This is a genomic window from uncultured Gemmiger sp., assembly GCF_934561205.1.
Lineage (GTDB): Bacteria > Bacillota > Clostridia > Oscillospirales > Ruminococcaceae > Gemmiger.
Genome location: NZ_CAKTFU010000001.1, coordinates 122,103 through 145,891 on the forward strand (window position 1 = coordinate 122,103; position 23,789 = coordinate 145,891).

The 23,789-nt window shown below is 60.5% G+C and carries 18 protein-coding genes; 6 read left to right on the forward strand and 12 right to left on the reverse strand.

Features of this window, described 5'->3' with window-relative positions; translation table 11 throughout:
• Positions 1-70: 70 nt before the first annotated feature.
• The 4 genes from Q0I19_RS00655 to Q0I19_RS00670 form a co-directional block, all read right to left on the reverse strand.
• Entirely contained in the window at positions 71-3,478 is a 3,408-nt protein-coding gene (locus Q0I19_RS00655) for a hypothetical protein (protein WP_294759398.1), read from the reverse strand.
• 35 nt (positions 3,479-3,513) lie between these two features.
• Positions 3,514-4,296: a 23S rRNA (guanosine(2251)-2'-O)-methyltransferase RlmB gene (gene rlmB, locus Q0I19_RS00660; RefSeq protein WP_294759399.1), complete on the reverse strand. Its 783-nt coding sequence runs from the start codon at positions 4,294-4,296 to the stop codon at positions 3,514-3,516.
• 487 nt (positions 4,297-4,783) lie between these two features.
• Positions 4,784-5,473 (reverse strand): peptidoglycan-binding protein, encoded by a 690-nt coding sequence (locus Q0I19_RS00665; protein ID WP_294759400.1) that lies wholly within the window; start codon positions 5,471-5,473, stop codon positions 4,784-4,786.
• Between the two features lie 3 nt (positions 5,474-5,476).
• Positions 5,477-8,104: a peptidoglycan-binding protein gene (locus tag Q0I19_RS00670; RefSeq protein ID WP_294759402.1), complete on the reverse strand. Its 2,628-nt coding sequence runs from the start codon at positions 8,102-8,104 to the stop codon at positions 5,477-5,479.
• Positions 8,105-8,176: 72 nt separating this feature from the next.
• Between Q0I19_RS00670 and Q0I19_RS00675 the strand changes: the two genes are divergently transcribed.
• Positions 8,177-9,040: an AAA family ATPase gene (locus Q0I19_RS00675; RefSeq protein ID WP_294759404.1), complete on the forward strand. Its 864-nt coding sequence runs from the start codon at positions 8,177-8,179 to the stop codon at positions 9,038-9,040.
• A 60-nt stretch (positions 9,041-9,100) separates the two neighbouring features.
• Here the strand turns inward: Q0I19_RS00675 and fba are convergent, their stop codons facing one another.
• Positions 9,101-9,964 carry a class II fructose-1,6-bisphosphate aldolase gene (gene fba / locus Q0I19_RS00680; RefSeq protein WP_294759405.1) on the reverse strand — a complete coding sequence of 288 codons (864 nt, stop codon included), beginning with the start codon at positions 9,962-9,964 and terminating at the stop codon, positions 9,101-9,103.
• Positions 9,965-10,414: 450 nt separating this feature from the next.
• Between fba and Q0I19_RS00685 the strand changes: the two genes are divergently transcribed.
• The 4 genes from Q0I19_RS00685 to Q0I19_RS00700 all read left to right on the forward strand — a co-directional run bounded on the left by Q0I19_RS00685 (position 10,415) and on the right by Q0I19_RS00700 (position 14,857).
• A complete protein-coding gene (locus Q0I19_RS00685) occupies positions 10,415-12,145 on the forward strand; it encodes a carbon starvation CstA family protein (RefSeq protein WP_294759407.1) in 1,731 nt (576 codons plus the stop codon).
• Between the two features lie 215 nt (positions 12,146-12,360).
• Positions 12,361-13,230, forward strand: a complete 870-nt coding sequence (locus Q0I19_RS00690; protein ID WP_294759408.1) for a transporter substrate-binding domain-containing protein — start codon at positions 12,361-12,363, stop codon at positions 13,228-13,230.
• A 69-nt stretch (positions 13,231-13,299) separates the two neighbouring features.
• Positions 13,300-14,124 carry an amino acid ABC transporter permease gene (locus Q0I19_RS00695; protein ID WP_294759409.1) on the forward strand — a complete coding sequence of 275 codons (825 nt, stop codon included), beginning with the start codon at positions 13,300-13,302 and terminating at the stop codon, positions 14,122-14,124.
• Positions 14,117-14,857: an amino acid ABC transporter ATP-binding protein gene (locus Q0I19_RS00700; RefSeq protein ID WP_294759410.1), complete on the forward strand. Its 741-nt coding sequence runs from the start codon at positions 14,117-14,119 to the stop codon at positions 14,855-14,857. The genes Q0I19_RS00695 and Q0I19_RS00700 overlap by 8 nt, the downstream gene beginning before the upstream one ends.
• Before the next feature lie 53 nt (positions 14,858-14,910).
• On the opposite strand, the gene Q0I19_RS00705 is transcribed toward Q0I19_RS00700, so the two are convergent.
• The 7 genes from Q0I19_RS00705 to Q0I19_RS00735 all read right to left on the reverse strand — a co-directional run bounded on the left by Q0I19_RS00705 (position 14,911) and on the right by Q0I19_RS00735 (position 22,363).
• On the reverse strand, positions 14,911-15,765 hold the full coding sequence (locus tag Q0I19_RS00705; RefSeq protein WP_294759411.1) for a hypothetical protein: 855 nt from the start codon (positions 15,763-15,765) through the stop codon (positions 14,911-14,913).
• A 115-nt stretch (positions 15,766-15,880) separates the two neighbouring features.
• The gene (locus Q0I19_RS00710; protein ID WP_294759412.1) at positions 15,881-16,750 is read right to left on the reverse strand and encodes an ATP-binding protein; all 870 of its coding nucleotides are present in this window, start codon (positions 16,748-16,750) and stop codon (positions 15,881-15,883) included.
• A gap of 59 nt (positions 16,751-16,809) precedes the next feature.
• Positions 16,810-17,556 (reverse strand): tRNA threonylcarbamoyladenosine dehydratase, encoded by a 747-nt coding sequence (locus Q0I19_RS00715; RefSeq protein ID WP_294759413.1) that lies wholly within the window; start codon positions 17,554-17,556, stop codon positions 16,810-16,812.
• Between the two features lie 155 nt (positions 17,557-17,711).
• Positions 17,712-18,809 carry a linear amide C-N hydrolase gene (locus Q0I19_RS00720; protein WP_294759414.1) on the reverse strand — a complete coding sequence of 366 codons (1,098 nt, stop codon included), beginning with the start codon at positions 18,807-18,809 and terminating at the stop codon, positions 17,712-17,714.
• Between the two features lie 297 nt (positions 18,810-19,106).
• Entirely contained in the window at positions 19,107-20,105 is a 999-nt protein-coding gene (locus Q0I19_RS00725) for a GGGtGRT protein (protein ID WP_294759416.1), read from the reverse strand.
• A gap of 20 nt (positions 20,106-20,125) precedes the next feature.
• On the reverse strand, positions 20,126-20,827 hold the full coding sequence (locus Q0I19_RS00730; protein WP_294759620.1) for a hypothetical protein: 702 nt from the start codon (positions 20,825-20,827) through the stop codon (positions 20,126-20,128).
• A 381-nt stretch (positions 20,828-21,208) separates the two neighbouring features.
• Positions 21,209-22,363 (reverse strand): MFS transporter, encoded by a 1,155-nt coding sequence (locus Q0I19_RS00735; protein WP_294759418.1) that lies wholly within the window; start codon positions 22,361-22,363, stop codon positions 21,209-21,211.
• A gap of 117 nt (positions 22,364-22,480) precedes the next feature.
• On the opposite strand from Q0I19_RS00735, the gene hisS reads away from it, so the two are divergent.
• A complete protein-coding gene (gene hisS, locus Q0I19_RS00740; RefSeq protein WP_294759420.1) occupies positions 22,481-23,725 on the forward strand; it encodes a histidine--tRNA ligase in 1,245 nt (414 codons plus the stop codon).
• Positions 23,726-23,789 lie beyond the last annotated feature (64 nt).

The window sequence follows — 23,789 nt, forward strand, 5'->3', positions numbered from 1 at the left end:
GCTTTTGGCAACGCCGCACACCCCGCCGCCGTGGCGGCATTTTAGGCTGTGCGCAGTCGCCCTTTTTATTTTAATAATGTTGAACCAGAGAAAACGCCAGCGAAACCAGGCACCAAATCAGCTGGTAGACCACAAGGCCCGGCAGCGGCATGGCGGCCAAGCCCCCCGTCAGCGTGAACAGCACGCAGAGCGCGCAGCTGAGCAGCACCGATGCCGTGACAATATAGGCGGACTTGCGCTCGCCCTCGGCTGCACCGGCAGCGGCCTCCAGACCGCCGACAAAGCTGGCAAAGCTGCCCAGATGCAGCATGTTGCCCTCACTCTCCGGCAGCCAGGCCACCGAAGGCGCCAGGGCGTTGCGCTCGGCGGTGTTCAGTACCTTGACCGAGCCGGTGGGCAGAGTGTAAGCGGTTTCCAGCAGTTGGGCATCGACGTTGAAGTCGTCGCAGTCCACCAGCAGAGAATGACCTGCGCGGTGCAGGCTTTCCAGCACGGCGGCGGTGTCGGGGTCGGCACGGTAGGCCACCTGGAACATGGCAAACAGCTTGCCGCCCACGGCCAGATAGATGATACGGCGCTGGTTGACAGAGTGGTGCTGTTCAAAATCGGCGCTGGGAATCTTGATGCCGTAATCCTGCATCAGCTTGCGGTTGCCGATCAGCACGCGCTGCTTGCGCACCCAGCCGATATAGCCCTTGCCGTAGACGGTCTCGCGGTCCTCGACCTTGGCCAGCAGACCGCGGTTGCCGCCCAGCATGTTCAAAAATACGTCGCGCAGCGTCGGCTCGGCGTCAGAGAGCATCGAGGCGGCAAAGACGATGGCCAGGTCGATGTGCTCGGCCTTGACGGGCTTGATGCCGACAAGCGACACACACCCGGCGGGGAAAAGATCCCGCGCGGCGACCTGCAGCACATTGATGCGGCCCAGCTGGCGGATGTTGCGCCAACCGGGAATGACCGCACCCACCTGTGCGGCGCTGCGCTGCATTTTGTGCTCCGGCAAAGCGGAGAGCAGCGTGCCGGCCAGCGGTGCGCAGAAACAGGGGATCATAGCCAGAATACAGGCGGCTGACGCGGCGCTCTTGGTGGAAATCAGGGTGAACAGCCCACCGGCCAGGGCAATGCCGCCGACCAGCCGCGCAAACTGCTGCTGGTTTTTATCGCTGGTGCCGTGGGCGGCACTGTTGGCCAAAAAGCCGCGCAGCACCTGCGTGGGGCGGCTGACCAGCACACTGGGGTGCGGCTCGGCCAGGCCGGAGGTGACAGCGCGCAGCGCACCGGCATCGCGCAGACGGTAGGCCACGGCGTGCTCCACCTTGGCGCTGACAAGGGTGAAGTTGTCCCGCACGGTGACAAGATGCAGCCGCTTGCCGACGGCGTTCAGCAAAAGCACCAGGGCGGCAGGCCCGGCCAGCAGTGTGCCGTAGGCGTCGGGCTTGGCGATAAGCAGAACCAGGCACTGCACCAGGGCACCCAGCGCAGGCAGAATGGCCAGGCTGTCGGGCGTGGGGGTCCCGGCAAAGCCGACCAGACCGGAAAGCACGGTACGCCAGTTGACGGCGCAGGCGGCAGCCAGCAGAACCAGCGCCACACCGGGATATACCGACGGCTGTGCCAGCACGCCGGGCAGCGTGGGCAGGGCGGCAGCCAGAATGCCCAGGGTCAGCAGCACGGCAGCGGCGGCCAGCGTGACGATGCAGGCAATGCTTTGGTAGAGCAGGTCATTGTCCAGCTGACGCTGCACGGCGGGGGCGTCCTCGGCGCGCTCGTACTCGTGGCCGTGGGCTATGGGCAGCTCGGCGGTGTCAAAGGGCTGGGCGGCGGTGTCGCGCTGTTCGTCCGTCGGTGTGCCGCCCAAGCGCGGCATAGACAGCTTGCTGCGAAGCCCTGTCAGGGTGGCAGTCCCCTGCCCTGCCGCGTCCTCATCCTCAGAAGAAAGATCGGTCAGGCGGGCGGCGGCACTGTCAAAGCGGGCAGTGTCCTGCGCGGGAGATTGGCTGTTGATGACCTGGGCAATGTTGTTGACAAAACCGGCGGTGTCATCGGCGGGGGCAGGGGCAGAAAAGCTCTGGGTAAAGCCTGTGTGGGCAGGCGCGGCAGGTGCGGCGGGGACACTGCCCAGCTGCTGGGTAAAACCGCTGTGGCTGTCCGCCGAGGGCTGAGGGATATCGGTCAGCGTCGGCAGTTTGCCGGTCAGGCTGTCCACCAGGCGGTCAACGTCGTCGGGTGCACGGTTGGGGTCAAACAGGCGGGTCACATCGGGGGCAGACTGATTGGGTACGGCAGCGGGCGTTTGTACGGGAGCTGCAGGCGTTTGTACGGGGGCTGCGGGTTCCGGCTGCGGTGTTGTCGCAGGGGTCGTTGCTGCCGCAGGGGTCGGCTGCGGTGCACGGCGGGGGCGCACCTCGTTGTAGGCGGCCAAAAACTGTTGGGTGTCGCTTTGCCCTGCGGCAGGGATGCCGATCTGCTGGGTAAAGCCCGTGGCTTCGGGCAGGGATATCGGTTCGCCGGCAGGCTCCCCTACGGGGTACTGCGGCGCGGGCGGCGGTGTGATTTTTTGATGCAGGATAAATTCAACGGTGTTGCGCTTTTTGCGGTAGACCGTGCCGGTGGCGGCGGGGTCGTTGGCTTTGGCGGCATCGGCCAGGGAGGTGCGCAGCATTTCCAGCGTTTGCGCCGGCGCGGCGGGCCGTGCGGGGCGGGTGTACTTGCTGTGCCAGACCTCCTTGGTGTCCTCCTTCGGCTGTGCGGGCGCGGCGGCAGCCGTTTGAACGGGGATGGCAGGCTCCGGCTGCGGCGCAGGCGCGGGTTCTTCATCCGGGAAATACTCCTGCGCGGGGGTGGAATCCGTTGGGGCGGTATCCTGCGCAGGGGGGCTGCTCAGGGCAACGTTGATGGGTACGAACTGCTCGGTCTCCTCGGCGTGCTTTAAGCCGAACCAACCGCGCTTTTTTTTGCCCGACTCGCGAATACGGCCTTTTTCGTCGGGAATGACGGCCGCTGTCTCGCGGAAGAATTTCTGAAACTGATTTTTCCCTTCGTTCAGGGCCTCAACACCGGCGCCGCCGTCGGGAGCCATCTTGACAAGAAAGCCCTTGATGATGCTGGTGTTGGTGGTATCCCCGCTGCCTTGGGGCTGCACGGGCTGTATCGGCTTTGGCGCGGCGGGCTGCTGTACAACCGGCTTTGACGCGACAGGCTGCTGCACGACAGGCTTTTGCACGGCAGACTGTGGCGCGGGGCGCGTTGAAGGCTCGCTGTGGCGGGGGACGTCCTTCGTGTCGGACAACTCGGCAAAGACCAGGCTGTCCGACGCGACCGAGGCGTCATCCAGCGATGCCGAGGAAATGCCCACACTGCGCAGGATTTCATCGATTTGGTGGTCGGTCACGGTTTCCGTTACACCGGCTGCGGTTTGCTGAACGCTCAGCTCCTGCAGGATGCGATCCACCGAATCGTTGGTACGTTTGCTTGGCATGGTTTAGACTCCCTTTGAAAATGGGCGATAAAATGTTACTTTCGGGTGCGGCAGCGCAAAACGTCGTAGCACAGGATGCCGGCGGCCACGCTGACGTTGTAGCTGTCCACGCCGGTGGACTGGCCGGGGGCCATTTCCAGCGTGACGGCGGCGTCGCACAGCTTGCGGGTCAGGGCACCGGGGCCTGCGCCCTCACTGCCCAGAACCAGTGCTACGGCACCGGAAAGGTCGGTCTTGGACAGCGGTGCACCGCCAAGGTCGGCGCAGTAGACAAAAACGTTGCGCTCTTTAATGGTGCGGATCGCCTGGGCCAGGTTGGGCACACGGGCAATGGGCAGGCGGGCTGCCGCCCCGGCGCTGGATTTCATCACGGTGCCGGTCACGCCGACGCCGCCCCGCTTGGGGATGATGACGCCGTGCGCGCCGCACAGGTAGGCGCTGCGCACGATGGCACCCAGATTGTGCGGGTCCTCAATGCCGTCGCACAGCACAAAAAACGGCGGTTCGTTTTTTGCCTCGGCGGCGGCAAACAGGTCGTCCAGGGAAGCGTATTCGACCTCGGCAGCGCGGGCGGCAACGCCCTGATGCTCGGCAGTGCCGCACATTTTTTGCAGCTTGTTGGCGGGTACGCGCTTGACGACGGCGCCGCACTCTTTGGCCAGGGCGGTGTAGTAGCCCGCCACAGGCTGGGGAATGGTATCGGTCAGGTAGACCGTGTCCACCGCGCCGCCGCTTTTCAGCAGCTCGGTAACGGGGTTTTTGCCCCAGACTAGGGTGTCGGTACGCTCGGTTGCGGGGTCACGGGTGAACTTTTCCATGGATGGGCCTCCTGCCAGTAGTTTGTCATTCTTATACAGATACAAGTATACCACATTTGCTGCGCCGTGGCTATCTTTTTTTGCGTCTTTGCCGCAAAAATATGCAAAATTTTACATCGCGTTCACACTTGCATCAAAAGTACATGGTGAAAACAGGCGCTTCGCGCTGTATCGCGCTTTATACGATGCGTAGAAAAGCCGAAGTTTTCCCCTTGTGGAAAACTCTGTGGAAAGTGTTAAAAACTACCGATGCGGCAACGTTTCCGACAGAATAGCCGATGGGTTTTCCACAATTTGTGGAAAACTTTTCCACTCAACAGTTTGGATAAGGCGGTTTGTCAAGTGGGAAATCTAATAATTTTCCCACAAAAAACAGGCGGCAAATGCGCGGAAAGCCCAAAAAATACCAAGGCAGTCGGCATGGCACAAAAAGCATAAAAGTCCATGAAAAACCGCACGATGCAAGAGCTGCATCGTGCGGTGTGTGTTAGCGGTCTATGACGGTGGAGGTGCGTCCGATGCCCAGCACGGCGGAGGTGATCTTTTTCCAGCTGGCGCAGCCGCAGATGCCGTCGACTTTCAGGCCGAAACGGCGCTGACAGGCTTTTAAGGCATTTTCCGTCCGTGCGCCGAACACCCCGTCCAGCGTGCCGGTCGAGTAGCCGAGCGCGTTTAAGGCGTCCTGCAAAATCAACACATAGGTGCTGCGGCGGCCGCGGCGCAGGGTGGGATAGCCCGCGGTGGTGCCCGCACAGGCGGGGGTGCCGTAGCGGCGGTCAATGTGTACCCATGTGGGCGTCATGGAAAGCGGCTCCACATAGCCCCACGCGCCGCTGCGCAGGGCGGCATTGTAAATTTTGCGTCGTATCGCGTTGTTGGTGCCCTGCCCCACATCAAAGGACACCCCCGCATAGTGCTGGCTGGCGGTGCCGTGGCCGCCCTCCCAGATGCGCTTGAAGGCGTACCCCACGGGAATGGCGCCGCCGTAGGTGCGGCGGGTCAGGTTCCACGCCTCCATGGCGGCGGTGGTGGTCCACAGCACGTTGGCCCCGCTGGAACCGCGAAACTCCCGCACACTCAGGGTGGTGCCGTAGCTGTACGGCATGGGGTCGTTTTCGTTGAGATTGTACTTATAAAATTTGTCGTTGTAGCTGTCGTAAACAAACAGTTTGGCCATGACTTACCCCTCCCCCTGCTGTGGTTCGCGGCAAAGCTGCTCGGCGGCGAGCTGCAGGCTTTGCCAGGTGTCGGCATCCACCACGCCCAAGGGCTGCAAGCCGGCGGTAAGCTGGTAGCTTTCCAGCGCCTGGCGGGTGAGTTCGTCAAAATGCCCGGTTTCCGGCACAAAGTCGGCGGTCTGATCCACCTGCGCCAGCAGGTTCAGCCACTGCTGCACCTGCAAAACGGCGGGGCCGCTGCTGCCCACCGTCAGCGCGGCGGAGGGCCAAACCCCGCTCGGCTCAGGCGCGGAGGCGGCGGGGTTGGCGGCAAACAGCGCCTGTGCGGCGGCGGCAAAGGTGTGCCAGTCGGTTTGCGTGACCTGCCCCGTGACCGGCAGGGCAAAGTATTCCTGTGCGCTGCGTACAGCGATCTCCAGTTCGGGGTCAAAGGTGTCGCTGGGGGCAAAGCTGCTTAAAAAGGTGATGTCCGGCAGCCACTGCCCCAAAAACAGCAGGGTTCGGTTCAGGCGCATGACATCGGGGCCGCTGTCCCCCGGCTTCAGGGTGCGGCTCAATACGGGCAGGGCAGCGGCGCGCACCACGGCCCCGCTGGTGTCCAGCTTTTGCACGGCGTCATACAGGCTTTGCCAGGTCAGGCTGCCCACCGTGCCGTCCACGGCAAGCCCTGCCTGCTCCTGCCAGGCGCGGACGGCGCGGGTCGTGGCTGCGCCGTAGTGACCGTCCACCGTGACGGCGGGAATGTTGCTGTAATACGCCGCCAGCCGCCGCAGGTAATACTGCACAGCGCGCACACTGCGGCCGCTGCTGCCCTGCCGCAAGGTGCCCGTGAATTGTCCGGGGGCTATGTCGGGGGCAACAAGGTCATTGGCGACTGCCAGGCCGACCTCCTTGAGCTTGTTCCACGTTGTGCGCCCCACGATGCCGTCGGCATTCAGCCCGAACTGCGTCTGGAACGCCCGCACGGCGCGGGTCGTGGCCGCCCCAAACCGTCCGTCCACCTCCACGGGAGACAGCGCCGTGTAGTTGTCGGCTGCCAGACGCAGCCAGAATTGCAGCAGCCGAACGTCCTGCCCTGCCGCGCCCTGCTGCAAGACCCGCCCCGGCCAGGCCGTACCGCCGAGGTCGCTTTGCAGCTGCACCCAGGCGCGGTACAGCGTTTGCCAGGTGGTCTGCCCCACGGCACCGTCCTCGGTCAGGGCGTTGGCGCGCTGAAAGCTGCGCACGGCGCGTTCGGTCGTGGGGCCGAACCGCCCGTCTACATCGGGGTCTGTCAGCGTGTTGTCATACTGCGCCAACCCGCTGAGCCAGAACTGCACCTGCTCCACATGGCTGCCGGTGGAGCCGCGCCGCAGCACGGTGCCCGGCCACGACCCGGCAGACTGCGCCCCTTCGGCGGTTTCGCCTTCACTGGTCAGCTCTGCCAGATCCTTGACGCTGACGTAGATATAGCTGATCTTGTACCACGTCGCCTTGCCCACCGTGCCGTCGGGCGTAAGAGCGAACTGGCGCTGAAAGCGCTTGACGGCGGTTTCGGTGGTTTCGTCAAAATGGCCCGTCACGGCGGGCTTGCCGAAGGACGGGTAATCCTTGGCAATGCGGGAAAGCTGCCGCTGGATCACCCGCACTGCCGTGCCGGTGCTGCCGCGCTTCAGGCTTTGGCCGGGGTAGCTGGACGGAATGGCGGCAATGTTGCGGCTGGTCACCAGCTGTACGCGGTCGCCGTAGTAATAGCGCAAAATTTGCAGGGCATTTTTGCCCTCCTTGGCGCGGGCCACGGTGCCCCACTGCTTCATGCCGGGGCAGGTCACCGTGCGGCCGTCGCAGTATTCGGTGTAGTACGGCTCGCGGTCGCCGCTGCGGCGCACATAGGTGGTAAACAGCTCGGCGGTCAGGCGCTCCATGACTGCAAAAACCGTGCGCCCCGCCACATACGCCTGATCGACCCCCGGCGAGCCTGTAATGTTAAAGGTATAGCCGCGGCTGGGGTACCATTCGGTCCAGATGCGATTGAGCGCCAGACTGATCTGGGCTAAAATGTTGGCGCGCAGGGCTTGCTCCGGCCAGGTGGGGTACACCTCGCTGGAGGCAACATTGGCGATGTAATGCTGAAAGCTGACCGTTACATTGCGGGCGCTGGCGCTGGGACGCCCCAGATGCACGGTGATCTTGCGCGGGATGACGACCTCGTTCAGCACCTCGCCGGGGGCGCGCTCCTGCGGGGCGGGGCCTGTGCCGCCCTGCCCGCCAAACAGCGCGTGGGGCGGTATCGACGTGACGTTGGTCTGCCGCCCCGACGGGGCGCTGTCATCGGCGGGTAAAAGCTCCACCCGCGCCACGGTCTGCTGACCGTCGAACACCTGCACCCCCGCCAGCCGATGGGTCTGCCAGCCGTCGGCGGAAACAGTAAGCCCATACACGCTGTACGGGCGTACCTGCGTGTTGGACTCGCTCAAACTGTACTGCCTGTCGGGCGCGGGCAGGGCGTCAAATGCGGCAAGACCGTTTTCGTCGGCGGTAAGGCTTTGCAGCGCAACGTCCGCCTCCGAAAACAGCTGCACGCGCGCACCGGGCAGCGGCGCAGCCTGCCCCGCCACCGAAACATAGACAAAAATACTGCCAGTGGGCATACAAACACCTCCTGTCCTCAGGCTATGCGGGAGAGGCGGTTTGTGCTACAATATAAACAAGGAGGCACGAAAATGATTTACCTGTCAAAGTTTCGATTCCCCGGTGAGGAGGATGAAGCACGTTTTCTGGCTGATAACTGGCGTGCTAAGCAATATTGTTACAGTTCATACTACCCGTTTGGACTTTTTGCAGAACGTTGCCTGCCTGCGCTGGAATTTTTGGAAATCACGATCCTGTATGGCGGCAACGGCTCCGGAAAGACAACCTTGCTGAACGTGATGGCGGATGCGTTGGGGTTGCAACGACACGCTGAGTATAATCGAACCCCTTTTTTTGATAGCTATGTGGGGCTTTCCTCTGCCGAAACAGAACGCCCGGTGCCACGGAACAGCCTGATACTGACCAGCGATGATGTTTTTGATTATATGCTTGACCTTAGGGCGGTAAACGATAGAATTGACACCCGGAGGGAAGAACTGTTTGATGATTTAGATGATTTGCGGCGACGGAAATTTCAGCTGCACAGCATGAAGGATTATGACGAACTCAAGCAGGTCAGTGCTGCGCGCAGATTGTCCAACTCGCAGGCGGCAAGACAGATGCTGCCGGTCAATCTGCGCACACAATCCAACGGGGAAAGCGCCCTTGCGGTGTTCAATGAACGTATCCGCGAGAATGCCTTGTATCTTCTTGATGAACCGGAAAATAGTCTTTCGCCCCAACGTCAGCAGGAGCTTGCACAATATTTGCATGATTCGGCCAGATTCTATAATTGTCAATTTGTCATTGCCACGCACTCGCCTTTTTTGCTGGCCATGCCGGGAGCGCGTGTGTACGATTTGGATGCAGAGCCGGTAGTGACCAAACGATGGACGCAGTTGGAAAATGTGCGCGCTACATGGGAATTTTTTAAAGGTCACGAAAAAGAATTTTAATAAAAAAGCCCGCAGGCAAAAACGCCTGCGGGCAAATTTGTTGCGGTATTACGGCAGAAATCAAGCCTTGTTGGCAGAACCGAACAGCTCGATCTTCTCGCGCACGGTAGCCTTGATGGCATCGGCGCCGGGAGCCAGCAGCTTGCGGGGGTCAAAGCCCTTGCCCTGCAGATCCTTGCCAGCTTCGATGTACTTGCGGGTGGCGTCAGCAAAGCTGAGCTGGCACTCGGTGTTGACGTTGATCTTGGAAACGCCCAAGGAGATGGCCTTCTTGATCATCTCGGCGGGGATGCCGGTGCCGCCGTGCAGAACCAGAGGAATGTTGTCGGTGGCGGCGTGGATGCGATCCAGAGCCTCGAAGTCCAGACCCTTCCAGTTGGCGGGGTACTTGCCGTGGATGTTGCCGATGCCGGCAGCCAGGAAGTCGATGCCCAGTGCGGCGATCTTGGCGCACTCAGCGGGATCGGCGACCTCGCCCATGCCGATGACGCCGTCCTCCTCGCCGCCGATGGAGCCGACCTCGGCCTCGATGGACAGACCGTGGTCATGTGCCAGCGCAACCAGCTCGGTGGTCTTGGCAACGTTCTCATCGATGGCGTAGTGGCTGCCGTCGAACATAATGGAGGTGAAGCCGGCGGCTACGCAGGCCTTAGCGCCCTCGTAGGTGCCGTGGTCCAGATGCAGGGCAACGGGAACGGTGATGCCCAGGCTCTCGTCCATGGCCTTGACCATAGCGGCAACCGTCTTGAAACCGGTCATGTACTTGCCGGCACCCTCGGAAACGCCGAGGATCACAGGGGAGTTCATCTCCTGTGCGGTGAGCAGGATGCTCTTGGTCCATTCCAGATTGTTGATGTTGAACTGACCGACCGCATAGTGGCCGTCGCGTGCTTTCAGCAGCATATTGGTAGCATTTACCAGCATTGTTCATACCTCCAGTTAATCATAAAAGCCAGCCGCAGAAGAACTCTGCGCGCTTATGTACCTATTATACATTGACTTTGACAAAAAAGCAACAATTATTTTGTGTAAGCTGCGCGATATAGCAAGCATTGTGCGGTGGGGGCGGCGGTGGGCGGCAAAAAGTCGAAAAATTTTTGTAGGGCGACCCCACCCCGCCGGGGAGATTTGCAATAGCCGCAAACCTGCCGAAGGTTCGCAATCAACCGAATAGAATTATCGGCAGCTTATTCTGAACAAAGCCACCTCTTTTGACAAATATGACGATAGTTTTTCTCATTCGTGACGTGAATTTTACTAAATTGCTAAAGTGTGAACAAACCGTTGACAAAACGTCACCAAAGCGTTACAGTAAGTACACCGCGAGAGACAGACAAGGCGTCTGTTGAGGGTTTAAGAAAAGAGGAATTGTATATGAATACGCTCGCAATCGTTTTGATCGCAGCGGTCTGCCTGGTAGCTGCTTATGCAGGGTACGGTCGCTGGCTTGCCAACAAATGGGGCATCGACCCCGCCGCCAAAACCCCTGCCGTTCGCCTGAACGACGGCAAGGATTATGTCCCCACCAACGGCTGGACGGTGTTCAGCCACCAGTTCTCCTCCATTGCCGGTGCCGGCCCTGTCACCGGTGCCATTCAGGCCGCCGCGTTCGGCTGGCTGCCCGTTCTTTTGTGGGTACTGATCGGCGGCATCTTCTTCGGCGCGGTCACCGACTTCGGCGCGCTGTATGCCTCGGTCAAGAACGACGGCAAAAGCATGGGTATGCTGATCGAAAAGTACATCGGCAAGGCGGGACGCAAGCTGTTCCTACTGTTCTGCTGGCTGTTCTGCGGCATTGTCATTGCCGCCTTTGCCGATATGGTCGCAGGTACCTTTAATGCCTACGGCAGCGACGGCGCCCTCGTCGAGGCTGCCACCACCAACGGCGCCGCAGGTATGGTCAGCATTATGTTTATGCTGTTTGCCGTTGCGTTCGGCTTTGTGCAGAAGAAGTTCAACTTCTCCGGCTGGAAAGAGGCCCTGTTCGGTATCGTCTTTCTGGCGCTGTCCTTCGCCGTGGGTGCCAACTTCCCGCTGATCCTGGGCAAGGCTGCCTGGAGTTACATCACCTTTGTCTATATTTTCTTTGCCGCTGTGCTGCCCATGTGGATGCTCAAGCAGCCGCGCGATTACATGACCACCTTTATGTTTATCGGTATGATCGGCGGCGCGGCCGTCGGTCTGCTGGTTGCCCACCCCACCATGAACCTGCCTGTGTTTACCGGCTTTACCAACGATAAGCTGGGCACGATGTTCCCCATTCTGTTCGTGACGGTGGCCTGCGGTGCCGTGTCGGGCTTCCACAGCCTGGTTTCCTCCGGCACGTCCTCCAAGACCGTGGAGAACGAAAAAGACATGCTCAAGGTCGGCTACGGTGCCATGGTGCTGGAAAGCCTGCTGGCGGTGCTGGCGCTCTGCGTGGCAGGTGCTGCCGCTGCTGCGGACGGTACCCCCGCCGCCGGTACCCCGTTCCAGATCTTCAGCCGCGGCGTTGCCGGTTTCTTTGAGATGTTCGGCGTTCCCGTTTATGCCGCTACCGTCTTTATGACGATGTGCGTTTCCGCCTTGGCGCTGACCAGCCTGGACGCTGTGGCGCGTATCGGACGTATGAGCTTTCAGGAGTTGTTCAGCGTGGACGACATGCAGCACGCCGAGGGCTGGCGCAAGCTGCTGTGCAACACCTATTTTTCCACATTTGTGACGCTGGCGTTCGGCTTCCTGCTGACCCAGATCGGCTATGCCAATATCTGGCCGCTGTTCGGCTCTGCCAACCAGCTGCTGAGCGCCCTGGTGCTGGTCACCCTGTGCGTGTTCCTGAAGGTGACCGGGCGCAGCAATAAGATGCTGTTCCCCCCGCTGGTCATTATGCTTTGCGTCACCTTTACCGCGCTGGTGCAGCGCGTTATGGCGATGGTCAAGGCGATCCGCACCGCCGCAGCGGTGGGCATCCCCGCAGGGGAAACCACTTGGGGTGCGGTGTTCATCGCCAACGGTCTGCAGCTGATCATCGGTGTGCTGCTGATCGTGCTGGGCATCAGCATTGTGGTGACCAGCGTCAAGAGCTACAAGGCAAGCGAACAGAACAGCGAAAAAGCCTCTGCCTGATGCGTTTTTGAATATTCTGTATAAAAATACGGATATTTCTTGACAAATCCGCCCAATCGGCGTATGATACTTTAGTAAAGCCGCAACGGCGCGGCTGCGCGCTGTGCCGCATATGGAGGCTGCATTTTAGGTTCCAAGTCCCGGTATTCCGCCAAGGATGCCGGGACTTTTTGGAAGTATAGAGGGATTTTGCGATTTACGAAAAGGAGTGCATTATGAAACTGAAGAACACTGCCGCCCTGGCGCTGAGCGCCGTTCTGGCATTGGGTCTGACCGCCTGCGGGAGCGCTGCCTCCCCTGCCGTGGATTCTACCGTCCCCGATGGTGACGGCGACCCCACTACCCTGACCGTTGCTATGGAGTGTGCCTACGCCCCCTACAACTGGACGCAGAATGACGACACCAACGGTGCCGTTCAGATCCGCGATTCCGGCGACTACGCCTACGGCTACGATGTCATTATGGCAAAGAAGATCGGCGAGGCGCTGGGTCAGAACGTCCAGATCGTCAAGTTGGACTGGGACAGCCTGATCCCCGCCGTGACCAGCGGCGACGTGGACTGCGTCATTGCCGGCCAGTCCATCACCGCCGAGCGCGCCGCACAGGTCGATTTCTCGGACCCGTACTACTACGCCTCCATCGTGACCTTGGTCAAGAAGGACAGCAAGTACGCCGACGCCAAGAGCGTGGCCGACCTTGACGGTGCCACCGCTACCAGCCAGCTGGGCACCATCTGGTATGACAACTGCCTGCCGCAGATCCCCAACGGCAACATCCTGGCCGCCCAGGAAACCGCACCCGCCATGCTGGTCGCGCTGAACAGCGGTGCCTGCGACGTGGTCGTCACCGACCGTCCCACCGCCCAGGCTGCCCTGGTCGCCTACCCCGACTTCACGCTGCTGGACTTCGGCGGCGGCGAGAATGACTTCCAGGTCAGCCAGGAGGATATCAACATCGGCATCTCGATGAAGAAGGGCAACACCGCCCTGCGCGATGCCATCAACGAGGTACTGTCCGGTATGACTGCCGACGACTACAACGACCTGATGGACGAAGCCATCGCCGCCCAGCCCCTGAGCGAGTAAAACATTTCTGCCCTTGCCCCTGCCGTTTTTTGCGGCAGGGGCTGCGGCAGTTCAAAAGGAGAATTTTCCATGGAATTGTTTGTGGCAAACTGCGCCAAGGTTCTTGCCAAGTACGGTCCCAGCTATCTGCGCGGCGCGGGCACGACCCTGCTGCTGGCGCTGGTGGGTACGTTTTTCGGCTGCGTGATCGGCTTTGCCGTCGGCGCCTTGCAGACCATCCCCGTTGACAAGCAGCGCGACCCCGTATGGAAGCGTTTTTTGATCAAGCTGCTGCACGTTGTTCTGCGCTGCTATGTGGAATTGTTCCGCGGCACACCCATGATCGTGCAGGCGGTGTTCATCTACTACGGTATGATGCAGGTGTTCGGCATCAAGATGGGTATGTGGAGCGCCGGGTTCTTTATCGTGTCCATCAACACGGGTGCCTATATGGCAGAAACCGTGCGCGGAGGCATTGTGTCCATTGACCCCGGCCAGACCGAGGGCGCCAAGGCCATCGGTATGAACCACTGGCAGACGATGCTGCACGTCATCTTCCCGCAGGCACTGCGCAACATCGTGCCGCAGATCGGCAACAACTTTATCATCAACATCAAGGATACCTCGGTGCTGTCGGTCATTTCCATCACCGACCTGTTCTTTGTCCACAAGAGCGTTGTCGGCGCGCTGTACACCTATTTTGAGAGCGCGGCCATCGTGATGGTCATCTACCTGTCGATGACGCTGCTGGCCAGCTACCTGCTGCGCCTGTGGGAAAAGGTGCTGGACGGTCCGCAGAACTACGACCTGAACACGACCGATACCCTCGCCTACACCAGCGGCATGTACAATGCCCCCGACCCCAACCACGAATCGCAGAATCTGGATATGAAGGGAGGTCACGCCCATGTCTGAGGCTGTTATTGAAGTCAAGCATCTTTCCAAGAGCTTCGGCACCCACGTCGTGCTGCGCGACGTGGATTTTGCCGTAAATCCCGGCGATGTCACCTGTGTGATCGGTGCATCCGGCAGCGGCAAGTCTACCCTGCTGCGCTGCATCAACCTGCTGGAAACCCCGACCAACGGTCAGGTGCTGTTCCATGGGCAGGACATTACCGCCAAGGGCAGCGACCCCTGCGCCTACCGTGCCAAGGTGGGCATGGTGTTCCAGAGCTTTAACCTGTTCAACAACATGACCGTGCTGGATAACTGCACCGCGGGTCTGCGCTATGTGCTGCATCAGGACAAGGAGACCGCCCGCAAAACCGCCCTGCAAAACCTGGAAAAGGTCGGTATGGCGCCGTATATCCACGCCAAGCCGCGCCAGCTTTCCGGCGGGCAGAAGCAGCGCGTGGCGATCGCCCGCGCCCTGTCGATGCAGCCGGAGGTGCTGTTGTTTGACGAGCCGACCTCCGCGCTGGACCCCCAGATGGTGGGCGAGGTGCTGAGCGTTATGCGCCAGCTGGCAGCCGACGGGCTGACGATGATCGTGGTGACCCACGAGATGGCGTTTGCCCGCGATGTTTCGAGCCATGTGGTCTATATGGCGGACGGCGTCATTGCCGAGGAGGGCACCCCTGCCGAGATCTTTGACCACCCGCAGAACCCCCGCACGGCAGAATTTCTGGCGCGTTTCCGCCAGGAGTAAAAAAATACCTGCGTTATATACAATGTGCCGCCCCGATGGGGCGGCACTTTTCATTATCCCAACAATTCCCGCAGGGTGCGCAGACCTTCGGCGGTCAGCGCGTTGTCCTGGGTCGGCACCTGCAGGTAATCGATGCGCAGCGCCTCCTGCCGGGCGAGATAGCCAAAGCACTCCCCTGCCGAAGTCAAATCGCCGCTGCGCAGGTTGGTCAGTGTGCGGGCGCTGTACTGCCGCCAACGGTCGGCCAGTTCGGGCAAAAGCGTCGGCTGCTGGCGCAAAAAGGCGCACCAAATGGCGGCGCGGGCGGCAGCGGCTGCGTCGTCCGGCAAGATGCGCTGCACCTTGGTAAGAAGCTCGGCGGCAGAGGCGGCGGTCAGCACCGCGATGGGGTCAGACTCGCAGCCCAGCCGTTTCCGATGGTCGGCGTTCAGAAAAGCTGAGGTGTCCCACCGCACTTCGTCCGCATCGGCCATGCCCTGCCAGGTGGCGGGTGTGGCAGCCAGATAGTACAGCGCGGGGGCAGCTTCGTCCCCGAAAACCGTCTGCCGCAAAAGCTGCGCCGCACGCCCGGCCCCGGCGGTCAGCGTACACTCCCCTATGGTGGTGGTGCCAGCGGGCGCGTTGACCTGTACATCGGCCGGCAGGGCGCACAGCGTTATCGTTTGCTGCAGGCTGTCCGCCCGCACCAGCACAAAGGCGGGCTGCTCCTGCTGCACGACCAGCAAGAACCGCCACACGCTCTGTGAGCCTGCCTCCACGGTGATGCCGCCCCGCTGCGCCGCTGCCTGACGCAGTGTCTGTTGCTGCTGCTGCGCCTGCAGCAGCCAGAGCGTGACCCCCATCATGGGCACCAACAGCACAAGCGTGAACAACAGACTTTGCCAGAAAAATCCGCGTCGCGACCCCATAAGACACCCTCCCCTTTCGCGTTAGAGTCTGGGCGGGGCGATCGGCGTTTATACAGGGGTGCAAAACAAAAACCGCACCCCGGCAAGGGTGCGGCGAAAAGGCAGGGCTGGCGCATCAGTCTGCGGTGTCCAACTGCTCTTGTATACGGTCAAAGCGCTCCAAAAAGCTGTGCTCCTGCCCTTCGGTTTTGAAACCGGGCATCGTGTCCAGCGCAACGGCGTGAATACTGCGGAAGATGCTGTTTTCGATATTCGGGTTGGTTTTGCTCAGCTGACGCAGCAGCAGCTTGGTTTCCTGCCGTTTGGAGGAACTGCTGCCGCAGGCGCTGACCGTCATGCTCTCGGTCATGCGGCAGGCGCACTGAATGAATTCCAGGTTGTTGTAGCGGCACCAGGCGAGAATGTCCTCCTCACGGATGCAGTACAGCGGGCGGATCAGCGTCATACCGGGGAAGTTCGTGCTGTGCAGCTTGGGCGGCATGGCCTGCAGCTGCGAGCCATAGAACATGCTCATGACGGTGGTTTCGATGACATCGTTGAAGTGGTGCCCCAATGCAATTTTGTTGCAGCCGAGTTGCTGCGCTTTTTTGTACAAATGTCCCCGCCGCATACGGGCGCAGAGGTAGCAGGGGTTCTTTTCGGTTTGGTTGGCCACATCAAAAATGTTGGTTTCAAACACCGTGATGGGGATGTTCATCAAGGCGGCGTTGCTCTCGATCTTTTGGCGGTTGACCTCGTTATAGCCGGGGTCCATCACAAGGAACTCCAGTTCATAGGGAACCTCGCTGTGGCGCTGCAATTCCTGCATCAGCTTGGCCATCAGCATGGAATCCTTGCCGCCCGAAATGCAGACGGCAATTTTGTCCCCCGCCTGGATCAGCTCGTACCGTTTGACCGCCACAATAAAGGGGGTCCACAGCTGCTTGCGGTATTTTTTGATGATGCTGCGCTCGATTTTTTGACATTCGTCCATTTGGCGTTCCATGGGCGGGTTCTCCTTGCGTAAGTGTTAGGTGCCGGAAAGGGGCGTTTTCAGGGCGGCGGTTATGCCATGACGCCGTGCCGGCCGGTCAGGTCGTTGATGACCTCCCCGGCCAGAATCAGCCCGGCCACGGCGGGCACATAGGCGGTGCTGCCGGGGGTTTGGCGGCGCGCAGCCCCGACACGGGGCACGTCACTGCCGGTATCGTTGGTGGGCTGGGGGGTCAGGGCTTTTTCCTTGGAGTAGACGACCTTCAGCTGCTTGACGCCCCGTTTGCGCAGCTCGGTGCGCATAACGCGCGCCAGCGGGCAGACAGATGTTGCATAGATATCGGCAACGTCAAAGGCGGCGGCATTCAATTTGTTGCCCGCGCCCATGCAGCTGATGACAGGCACACCCGCCGCCTGCGCCTGTAAAATCAGTGCGATCTTGCCCGTCACGGTGTCGATGGCATCCACCACATAGTCGTACTGCGCAAAATCAAACTGCGCGGCGGTTTCGGGGGTGTAAAAGGTTTTGTGCGCGTACACCACGCAGTCGGGGTTGATGCTGAGGATGCGCTCGCGCGCGGCATCGACCTTGTAGCGCCCCAAGGTTGCGTGGGTGGCGATGATCTGGCGGTTCAGGTTGGACAGGCAGACCTTGTCGTCGTCGATAATATCCAACGTGCCTACGCCACTTCTTGCCAAGGCTTCGACCACATAGCCGCCGACGCCGCCGACACCGAACACCGCCACCCGGGCATTGTACAGTTTTTCCATGGTCTCATGGCCAAACAACAGTTCCGTTCTCGAAAATTGATTGAGCATTCCGTTCCCCTCACGTCCAATGCATTAAACTACTGATTTACTATGTTTTACAGCATCTGATTATAGAACAGATGCTGCATTTTGTCAACAGGACGCGGAAAGCGAACGTTAAAAAGGCTCCCATCAAGGGGAGCCTTTTGTGTAATACAACACCTTTAAAACGCAGTCACACTTTCCAACTCAATCTCGGTCGTATTGCTCCAATCGCGTCGGAGGGCGATGGTCGCTGTACAATTCGTATTGTTATATAAAATCGACCACTGCGTATTGCTGGTCACGTTCTCGGGGTTGGGGGCCTGGCTGGATGCCTGCAACGCCTGCCAGGCGATATCGGGCGTGATGGCCCCGGCGTTGGCGGTCAGGATCTCCTCAATTGCGTCGTACCGCTCACGGCCATGGCCGTAGATGCCATTTTTCTGGTTGGGCAGCACGTTATCCTTGTACAGCACAAAAAAGTTCGTCACCTGCGGGTTGGGCGTGGCAACCAGCGGGCGTGCCGGGTCGTCGCAGTCAAACTCAATCACGCGGCCGTCACCGGTGGCATCCGTGATATAAAAATGGTAGTCGCGGCCGCTGGTGGCAAACATATCGTACTGCTCCAACAGTTCGACGGCTTCGGCGGTGGTGGCGGCGCGGTCCAGCACCAGCCGGATAGCCATGGTGGTGGCCAGCACAGGCTTGCCTGTATCCTGTTTGGTCGGCTCGCTGTCCAGTGTCAGCACGGCGATCGACACGCCTTTTTCGTTGATGCCGTCCAGGCAGGCGAACGGGGCCAGCAGGCTGGCAATCTTGCCCTTGGCGCTGGCGTCGGCCTGCTTGATGCCCAGATTATCCAGCGCGGCAAACGCGATGGACTTATAGCCGTCCTTGGGCGCGGTGCAGACCAGCATGGCCGAGGTATCACGCTTAAAGTCGTAGTTGCGGCCCATTAGGTGGTCGCCGTCCGTGGCCTGCGCGCGGAACGCACTGCACCCGAAGCTGGGCGCTTTGATGGAGATGGGCAGCAGCGGCAGCGCCTGCTTGACGGCTTCGTCGATGAAGCTCTGGTTGTCGGCAGTGGTGTTGGCGATCATTTTGTCCAGGTCGTAGTTATAGCTGACCTGCATGCGGTAAAGGTTGTAATCGTCGTAGTCGGTCAGTTTAATGATGGAGTTGGCAGTGCGGATGCGGCTGGCATACAGCGCGCCGAAGCCGACGGCGGCCACGGCCACAACAGCCAGCGCCCCCAAAGCGATACGGGCGGCAAGCTTCATAATGGTTCCCTCCTTTTTGCGGATCGGCGGATTCTGCTGAACCTGGTTGATTATGTAGGGGCGACCATTGTGTCAAGAGTAACATAGGTCGCCCGCGGGCATTTGCGTTGTGGCAAAGTTGGCGGGCGAGCAATGCTCGCCCCTGCATGGTTCTCCCTTATATATAAAGTGTATCATAGTTTTTTGTATCTGCGCAAGGTACCGCGCGCAAGTTTGGCGCGATACACAAAAAAGGGCATAAAAAATGGGAGAAACCCACAAACGAGGTTTCTCCCATAAAAACTATTGCAAAGGGAATCAGGCGTTAGCCTGAGAAGCAGCAACAGCGCAAGCCACGGTCATGCCGACCATGGGGTTGTTGCCGGCGCCGATCAGACCCATCATCTCAACGTGCGCAGGCACGGAGGAGGAGCCGGCAAACTGGGCGTCGCCGTGCATACGACCCATGGAGTCGGTCAGGCCGTAAGAGGCAGGGCCGGCAGCCACGTTGTCGGGGTGCAGGGTACGGCCCGTGCCGCCGCCGGAAGCGACGGAGAAGTACTTCTTGCCGTTCTCGATGGCCCACTTCTTGTAGGTGCCGGCAACCAGATGCTGGAAGCGGGTGGGGTTGGTGGAGTTACCGGTGATGGAAACCTCAACGCCCTCAGCCTTCATGATGGCAACGCCTTCCAGAACGTCGTTGGCGCCGTAGCACTTAACAGCAGCGCGCTCGCCGTCAGAGTAAGGAATGGTGTTGACGACCTTCAGCTCGCCGGTCTTGAAGTCGTAGTCGGTCTGCACATAGGTGAAACCGTTGATACGGCTGATGATCTGGGCGGCGTCCTTGCCCAGACCGTTCAGGATAACGCGCAGAGGCTCTTTGCGGACCTTGTTGGCGGTACGGGCAATGCCGATGGCGCCTTCGGCGGCAGCGAAGGACTCGTGACCGGCCAGGAAAGCGAAGCAATGGGTGTCCTCATGCAGCAGCATGGCACCCAGGTTGCCGTGACCCAAGCCAACCTTACGCTGCTCGGCAACGGAACCGGGGATGGTGAAAGCCTCCAGGCCCTCGCCGATGGCGGCGGCGCAGTCGGCAGCGCTCTTCAGGCCGCGCTTGACGGCGATGGCAGTGCCCAGGGTGTAAGCCCAGACGGCGTTGTCGAAGCAGATGGGCTGGATGCCGCGGATGATCTTATCGCAGTCGATGCCCTTGGACAGCAGCAGCTCGTTGCAGGCGTCCAGGCTCTCCAGACCATTTGCCTTCAGGCAGGCCTCGATCTTGGGCATACGGCGGTTTTGGGATTCAAAAGTTGCCATAATGTATGTTCCTCCCTCTCTTATTCTTCACGCGGGTCGATGTACTTGACAGCGCCCTGCTCGGCAGAGAAGCGGCCGTAAGTGCCAATGTTCTTCTCGTAGGCTTCCTTGGGATCCTTGCCGTGGCGGATGTCTTCCATCATCTTGCCCAGACGGACGAACTGGTAACCGATGACCTGGTTGTCCTTGTCCAGAGCGGTCTTGATGATGTAACCCTCGGTCAGTTCCAGATAACGGACGCCCTTGGCCTTGGTGGAGAAGATGGTGCCGGTCATGGAACGCAGGCCCTTGCCCAGGTCATCCAGACCTGCGCCGATGGGCAGACCGTTCTCAGAGAAAGCGGTCTGGCTGCGGCCATAGACGATCTGCAGGAACAGCTCACGCATGGCAACGTTGATGGCGTCGCAGACGAGGTCGGTGTTCAGGGCTTCCAGAATGGTCTTGCCGGGCAGGATCTCACCGGCCATAGCGGCAGAGTGGGTCATGCCGGAGCAGCCGATGGTCTCGACCAGAGCTTCCTCGATGATGCCGTTCTTGATGTTCAGGCTCAGTTTGCAGGTGCCCTGCTGGGGAGCACACCAGCCCACACCATGGGTGTAGCCGCTGATGTCCTCAATTTTATAGGCCTTTACCCATTCGCCTTCTTCGGGGATGGGGGCGGGACCGTGCTTAGGACCTTTTGTGATCGGGCACATATTGCTGACCTGTGCGGAGTATTCGATCATAATATTCTCTCCTTTGCGTAATTGTTATGCTTTTCACAGCTAATTTTATTATAAAGGGTCGAAGTCGGTTTTTCAAGAGGTTAGACAAAGCTAACTTGTGGAAATTTGGAAAAATTGCTGCAAAAAGACAAAAACCGCCCGCAGGGCGGCACAGATTGTAGAAAATACCCGTTACCGGAGGATTTGTAGGGATGGGTCTTGACCCATCCGCACATCTGGCCGCGCGCAGCGCATTAAATCGCGCCGAATGGCGCGTGGTTTACCGATACATCGTACTACCGGCTAGACCGCACGGAACGGTCAAGACCGTTCCCTACAAACCTACCGAGGGTTCACAATCGTCCCGTTAAGTTTATTGACAGTCAGGCTTCACCCCTATCACTCCTTCTTCACCGGGTGCAGGCAGGCAATGCAGACACCGCCCGCCAGGGCGCACAGCCCTGCCAGCCAGTGGCGCGCGGCTAAGGGCAGCGCCTGGCTGCCGATATAGCTGATCAGGCTGCCGCCGCTCATTCCCAGTGCGATAAAGCCGTAGTTCACCCCTGCGTGGGCAAGGCCGAACAGATCGCTGTTCAGGGCAGGCTGCACCGCCGCACCGCCCGAATAAAAAAAGGTCAGCAAGGCGTAGGAAAACAGCACCGTCTGCCCCTGCGCAAAGGCAAACCAGAGCGAACCTGCCGCCAGCCCCGCATAGATGCCCAGCAAAACCGACTTGCGGCCCAGGCGGTCGCTGGCAGCCGGGCAGAGCAGACGTCCCGCCGCGCTGAATGCCGAACCCAGCACAATGCTGAGCGGGGCGGCAGATTCCGGCACACCGCGCTCGGCGGCAATCTTCAAAATTTCGGGGCTGAACAGCAGCACCGCCGGGGCGGACAGTGCCACCGCCGCCGCGCACAGGGCGTACTGTGCGGTGTGCAGCATCTCTTTATAGGTAAGCCCCTGCTGCGGCGGTGCGGCGGCTGCCGGGGGCGGGTCCTGCAAAAGCGCCGCTCCTGCCCCGCAGACGACCAGCATCACCGCACCCAAGGCGGCAAGGCACACCCGTATGCCGAAGCGCTGCCCCACCCCCTGCACAAACAGCGTGTAGAACGCACCCGAAAACCCCATCGCCGCGCCGGTCACGCCGGTGGCCAGACCTTTTTTGCCCTTATACCATTTTTGCGCACAGGCCAACACAGACGGTGCCAAAAAGGCGCTGCCCAGCCCGGCCGGCAGCGGGAACACCAGCAAAAACAGTGCCGTGTTGCCCGCGGGCACCAGGGACGCCGCCAGAAATCCCCCGCCCAGCAGCGCGGTGCCCCACAGCCCGGCAAACTTAGGACCGTGCTTGTCCTGCAAAAGCCCGCCCGCCGCACAGCCCACGCCGTAGGCTGCCACCAAAAAGGCAAAGCCCAGCATCACCTGCCCGCGCGACAGCGCGTACCCCTGCATCAGCGGCTTTTGAAATACGCCCCACGCCGCCGGTATACCGGTAAGCAGCTGCACCGCCGCCCCTGCTGCCAAAACAAAAGGCCCTCGGTTTGCTTTGTCCACGCCATCCCCTCCCCATAGGGGCTAGTATGGACGTTTTTCGTTGACAAAATGCGGCGGGCAAGCTATTATATAAGGATAAGACTTGAATCCTACATTGTGTATAAAGGAGCAACCGCCATGAAAACACAACCGTTGAAGGGTATGCGCGATCTGCTGCCCCGCGAGCAGGCCCTGCGGGATTATATCCAGGGCCGGATTTTATCTACCTACCGCGCAGCCGGGTTCCAGCGCATTTCCACCCCCATCTTGGAGGATATGGAAAACCTGGACAAGAGCGACGGCGGCGACAACCTGAACCTGATTTTTAAGGTGCTGAAGCGCGGCGACAAGCTGGCCGCCGCCCTGCAAAGCGGCGACGAAAAGCAGCTGTCCGATATGGGTCTGCGCTATGACCTGACGCTGCCGCTGTCCCGCTATTATGCGGCCAACCGCAACGAGCTGCCCAACCCCTTTAAGGTCATCCAGACCGACCGCGTCTACCGCGCCGAGCGCCCGCAGAAGGGCCGTCTGCGCGAGTTTGTGCAGTGCGATATCGACATTCTGGGCGATTCCTCCCCCAATGCCGAGGTGGAGCTGATCGACGTGACCGCCCGCGCCCTGCTGAGCATCGGCTTTACGGGCTTTACCGTCAACATCAATGACCGCCGCATCCTGCGCGCCATGCTGCAGAAGATGGGCTTTGCCGAGGATCAGCTGGATTCCGTCTGCATCAGCTTTGACAAGATGGACAAGATCGGCGCGGACGGCGTTAAGAAGGAACTGACCGAGAAGGGCTTTGCCGAGTCCGCCGTGCAGGCGCTGGACGAGTTCCTGCGCGCGGGGGATTTCAGCCTGGATACCGTCGCCGCCAAGGTCGACGATGAGGCGCTGACCGCCGATTTGCGCTACGTCATTGCCGTGAGCGAAAAAATCGCCGGCGGACGCTACGGCATTGCCTATGCGCCCAGCCTGGTGCGCGGTCAGGGCTACTACACCGGCATGGTGTTTGAGGTTACCTGCCCGCAGTTCAGCGGCGCGGTGGCAGGCGGCGGACGCTATGACAACATGGTGGGCAAGTTTATCGGGCAGCAGGTGCCTGCGGTCGGTTTCTCCATCGGTTTTGAGCGTGTCTGCGGCATTTTGCTGGAGCAGGGCTACCAGATCCCCGGCGCCAAGCCGCATCTGGCATTGCTGTATCTGAAGGATGCCGACTTTGCCGACGTGCTGCACAAGGCCGAGACCCTGCGCGCCGACTACGACGTGACCGTGCTGCCCCAAGCCAAAAAGCTGGGCAAGCAGTTCGGAACGCTGGAGGCTGCCGGTTACAATGCCGTGGCCTTTGCCGACAACGACGACATCAAGACCTTGGGCGGCAACGCCTGAGCGCTTGCCCTGCGCGGCGGGGCGTGGTATAATGTGGCTATCGCGCCGAAAACGCGGCGCGGTG

Bases quoted from the DNA above. Each gene is read 5' to 3' on its own strand.
- Q0I19_RS00655 (WP_294759398.1), bottom strand. From the start codon at position 3,478: ATGCCAAGCAAACGTACCAACGATTCGGTGGATCGCATCCTGCAGGAG.
- rlmB (WP_294759399.1), bottom strand. From the start codon at position 4,296: ATGGAAAAGTTCACCCGTGACCCCGCAACCGAGCGTACCGACACCCTA.
- Q0I19_RS00665 (WP_294759400.1), bottom strand. From the start codon at position 5,473: ATGGCCAAACTGTTTGTTTACGACAGCTACAACGACAAATTTTATAAG.
- Q0I19_RS00670 (WP_294759402.1), bottom strand. From the start codon at position 8,104: ATGCCCACTGGCAGTATTTTTGTCTATGTTTCGGTGGCGGGGCAGGCT.
- Q0I19_RS00675 (WP_294759404.1), top strand. From the start codon at position 8,177: ATGATTTACCTGTCAAAGTTTCGATTCCCCGGTGAGGAGGATGAAGCA.
- fba (WP_294759405.1), bottom strand. From the start codon at position 9,964: ATGCTGGTAAATGCTACCAATATGCTGCTGAAAGCACGCGACGGCCAC.
- Q0I19_RS00685 (WP_294759407.1), top strand. From the start codon at position 10,415: ATGAATACGCTCGCAATCGTTTTGATCGCAGCGGTCTGCCTGGTAGCT.
- Q0I19_RS00690 (WP_294759408.1), top strand. From the start codon at position 12,361: ATGAAACTGAAGAACACTGCCGCCCTGGCGCTGAGCGCCGTTCTGGCA.
- Q0I19_RS00695 (WP_294759409.1), top strand. From the start codon at position 13,300: ATGGAATTGTTTGTGGCAAACTGCGCCAAGGTTCTTGCCAAGTACGGT.
- Q0I19_RS00700 (WP_294759410.1), top strand. From the start codon at position 14,117: ATGTCTGAGGCTGTTATTGAAGTCAAGCATCTTTCCAAGAGCTTCGGC.
- Q0I19_RS00705 (WP_294759411.1), bottom strand. From the start codon at position 15,765: ATGGGGTCGCGACGCGGATTTTTCTGGCAAAGTCTGTTGTTCACGCTT.
- Q0I19_RS00710 (WP_294759412.1), bottom strand. From the start codon at position 16,750: ATGGAACGCCAAATGGACGAATGTCAAAAAATCGAGCGCAGCATCATC.
- Q0I19_RS00715 (WP_294759413.1), bottom strand. From the start codon at position 17,556: ATGCTCAATCAATTTTCGAGAACGGAACTGTTGTTTGGCCATGAGACC.
- Q0I19_RS00720 (WP_294759414.1), bottom strand. From the start codon at position 18,809: ATGAAGCTTGCCGCCCGTATCGCTTTGGGGGCGCTGGCTGTTGTGGCC.
- Q0I19_RS00725 (WP_294759416.1), bottom strand. From the start codon at position 20,105: ATGGCAACTTTTGAATCCCAAAACCGCCGTATGCCCAAGATCGAGGCC.
- hisS (WP_294759420.1), top strand. From the start codon at position 22,481: ATGAAAACACAACCGTTGAAGGGTATGCGCGATCTGCTGCCCCGCGAG.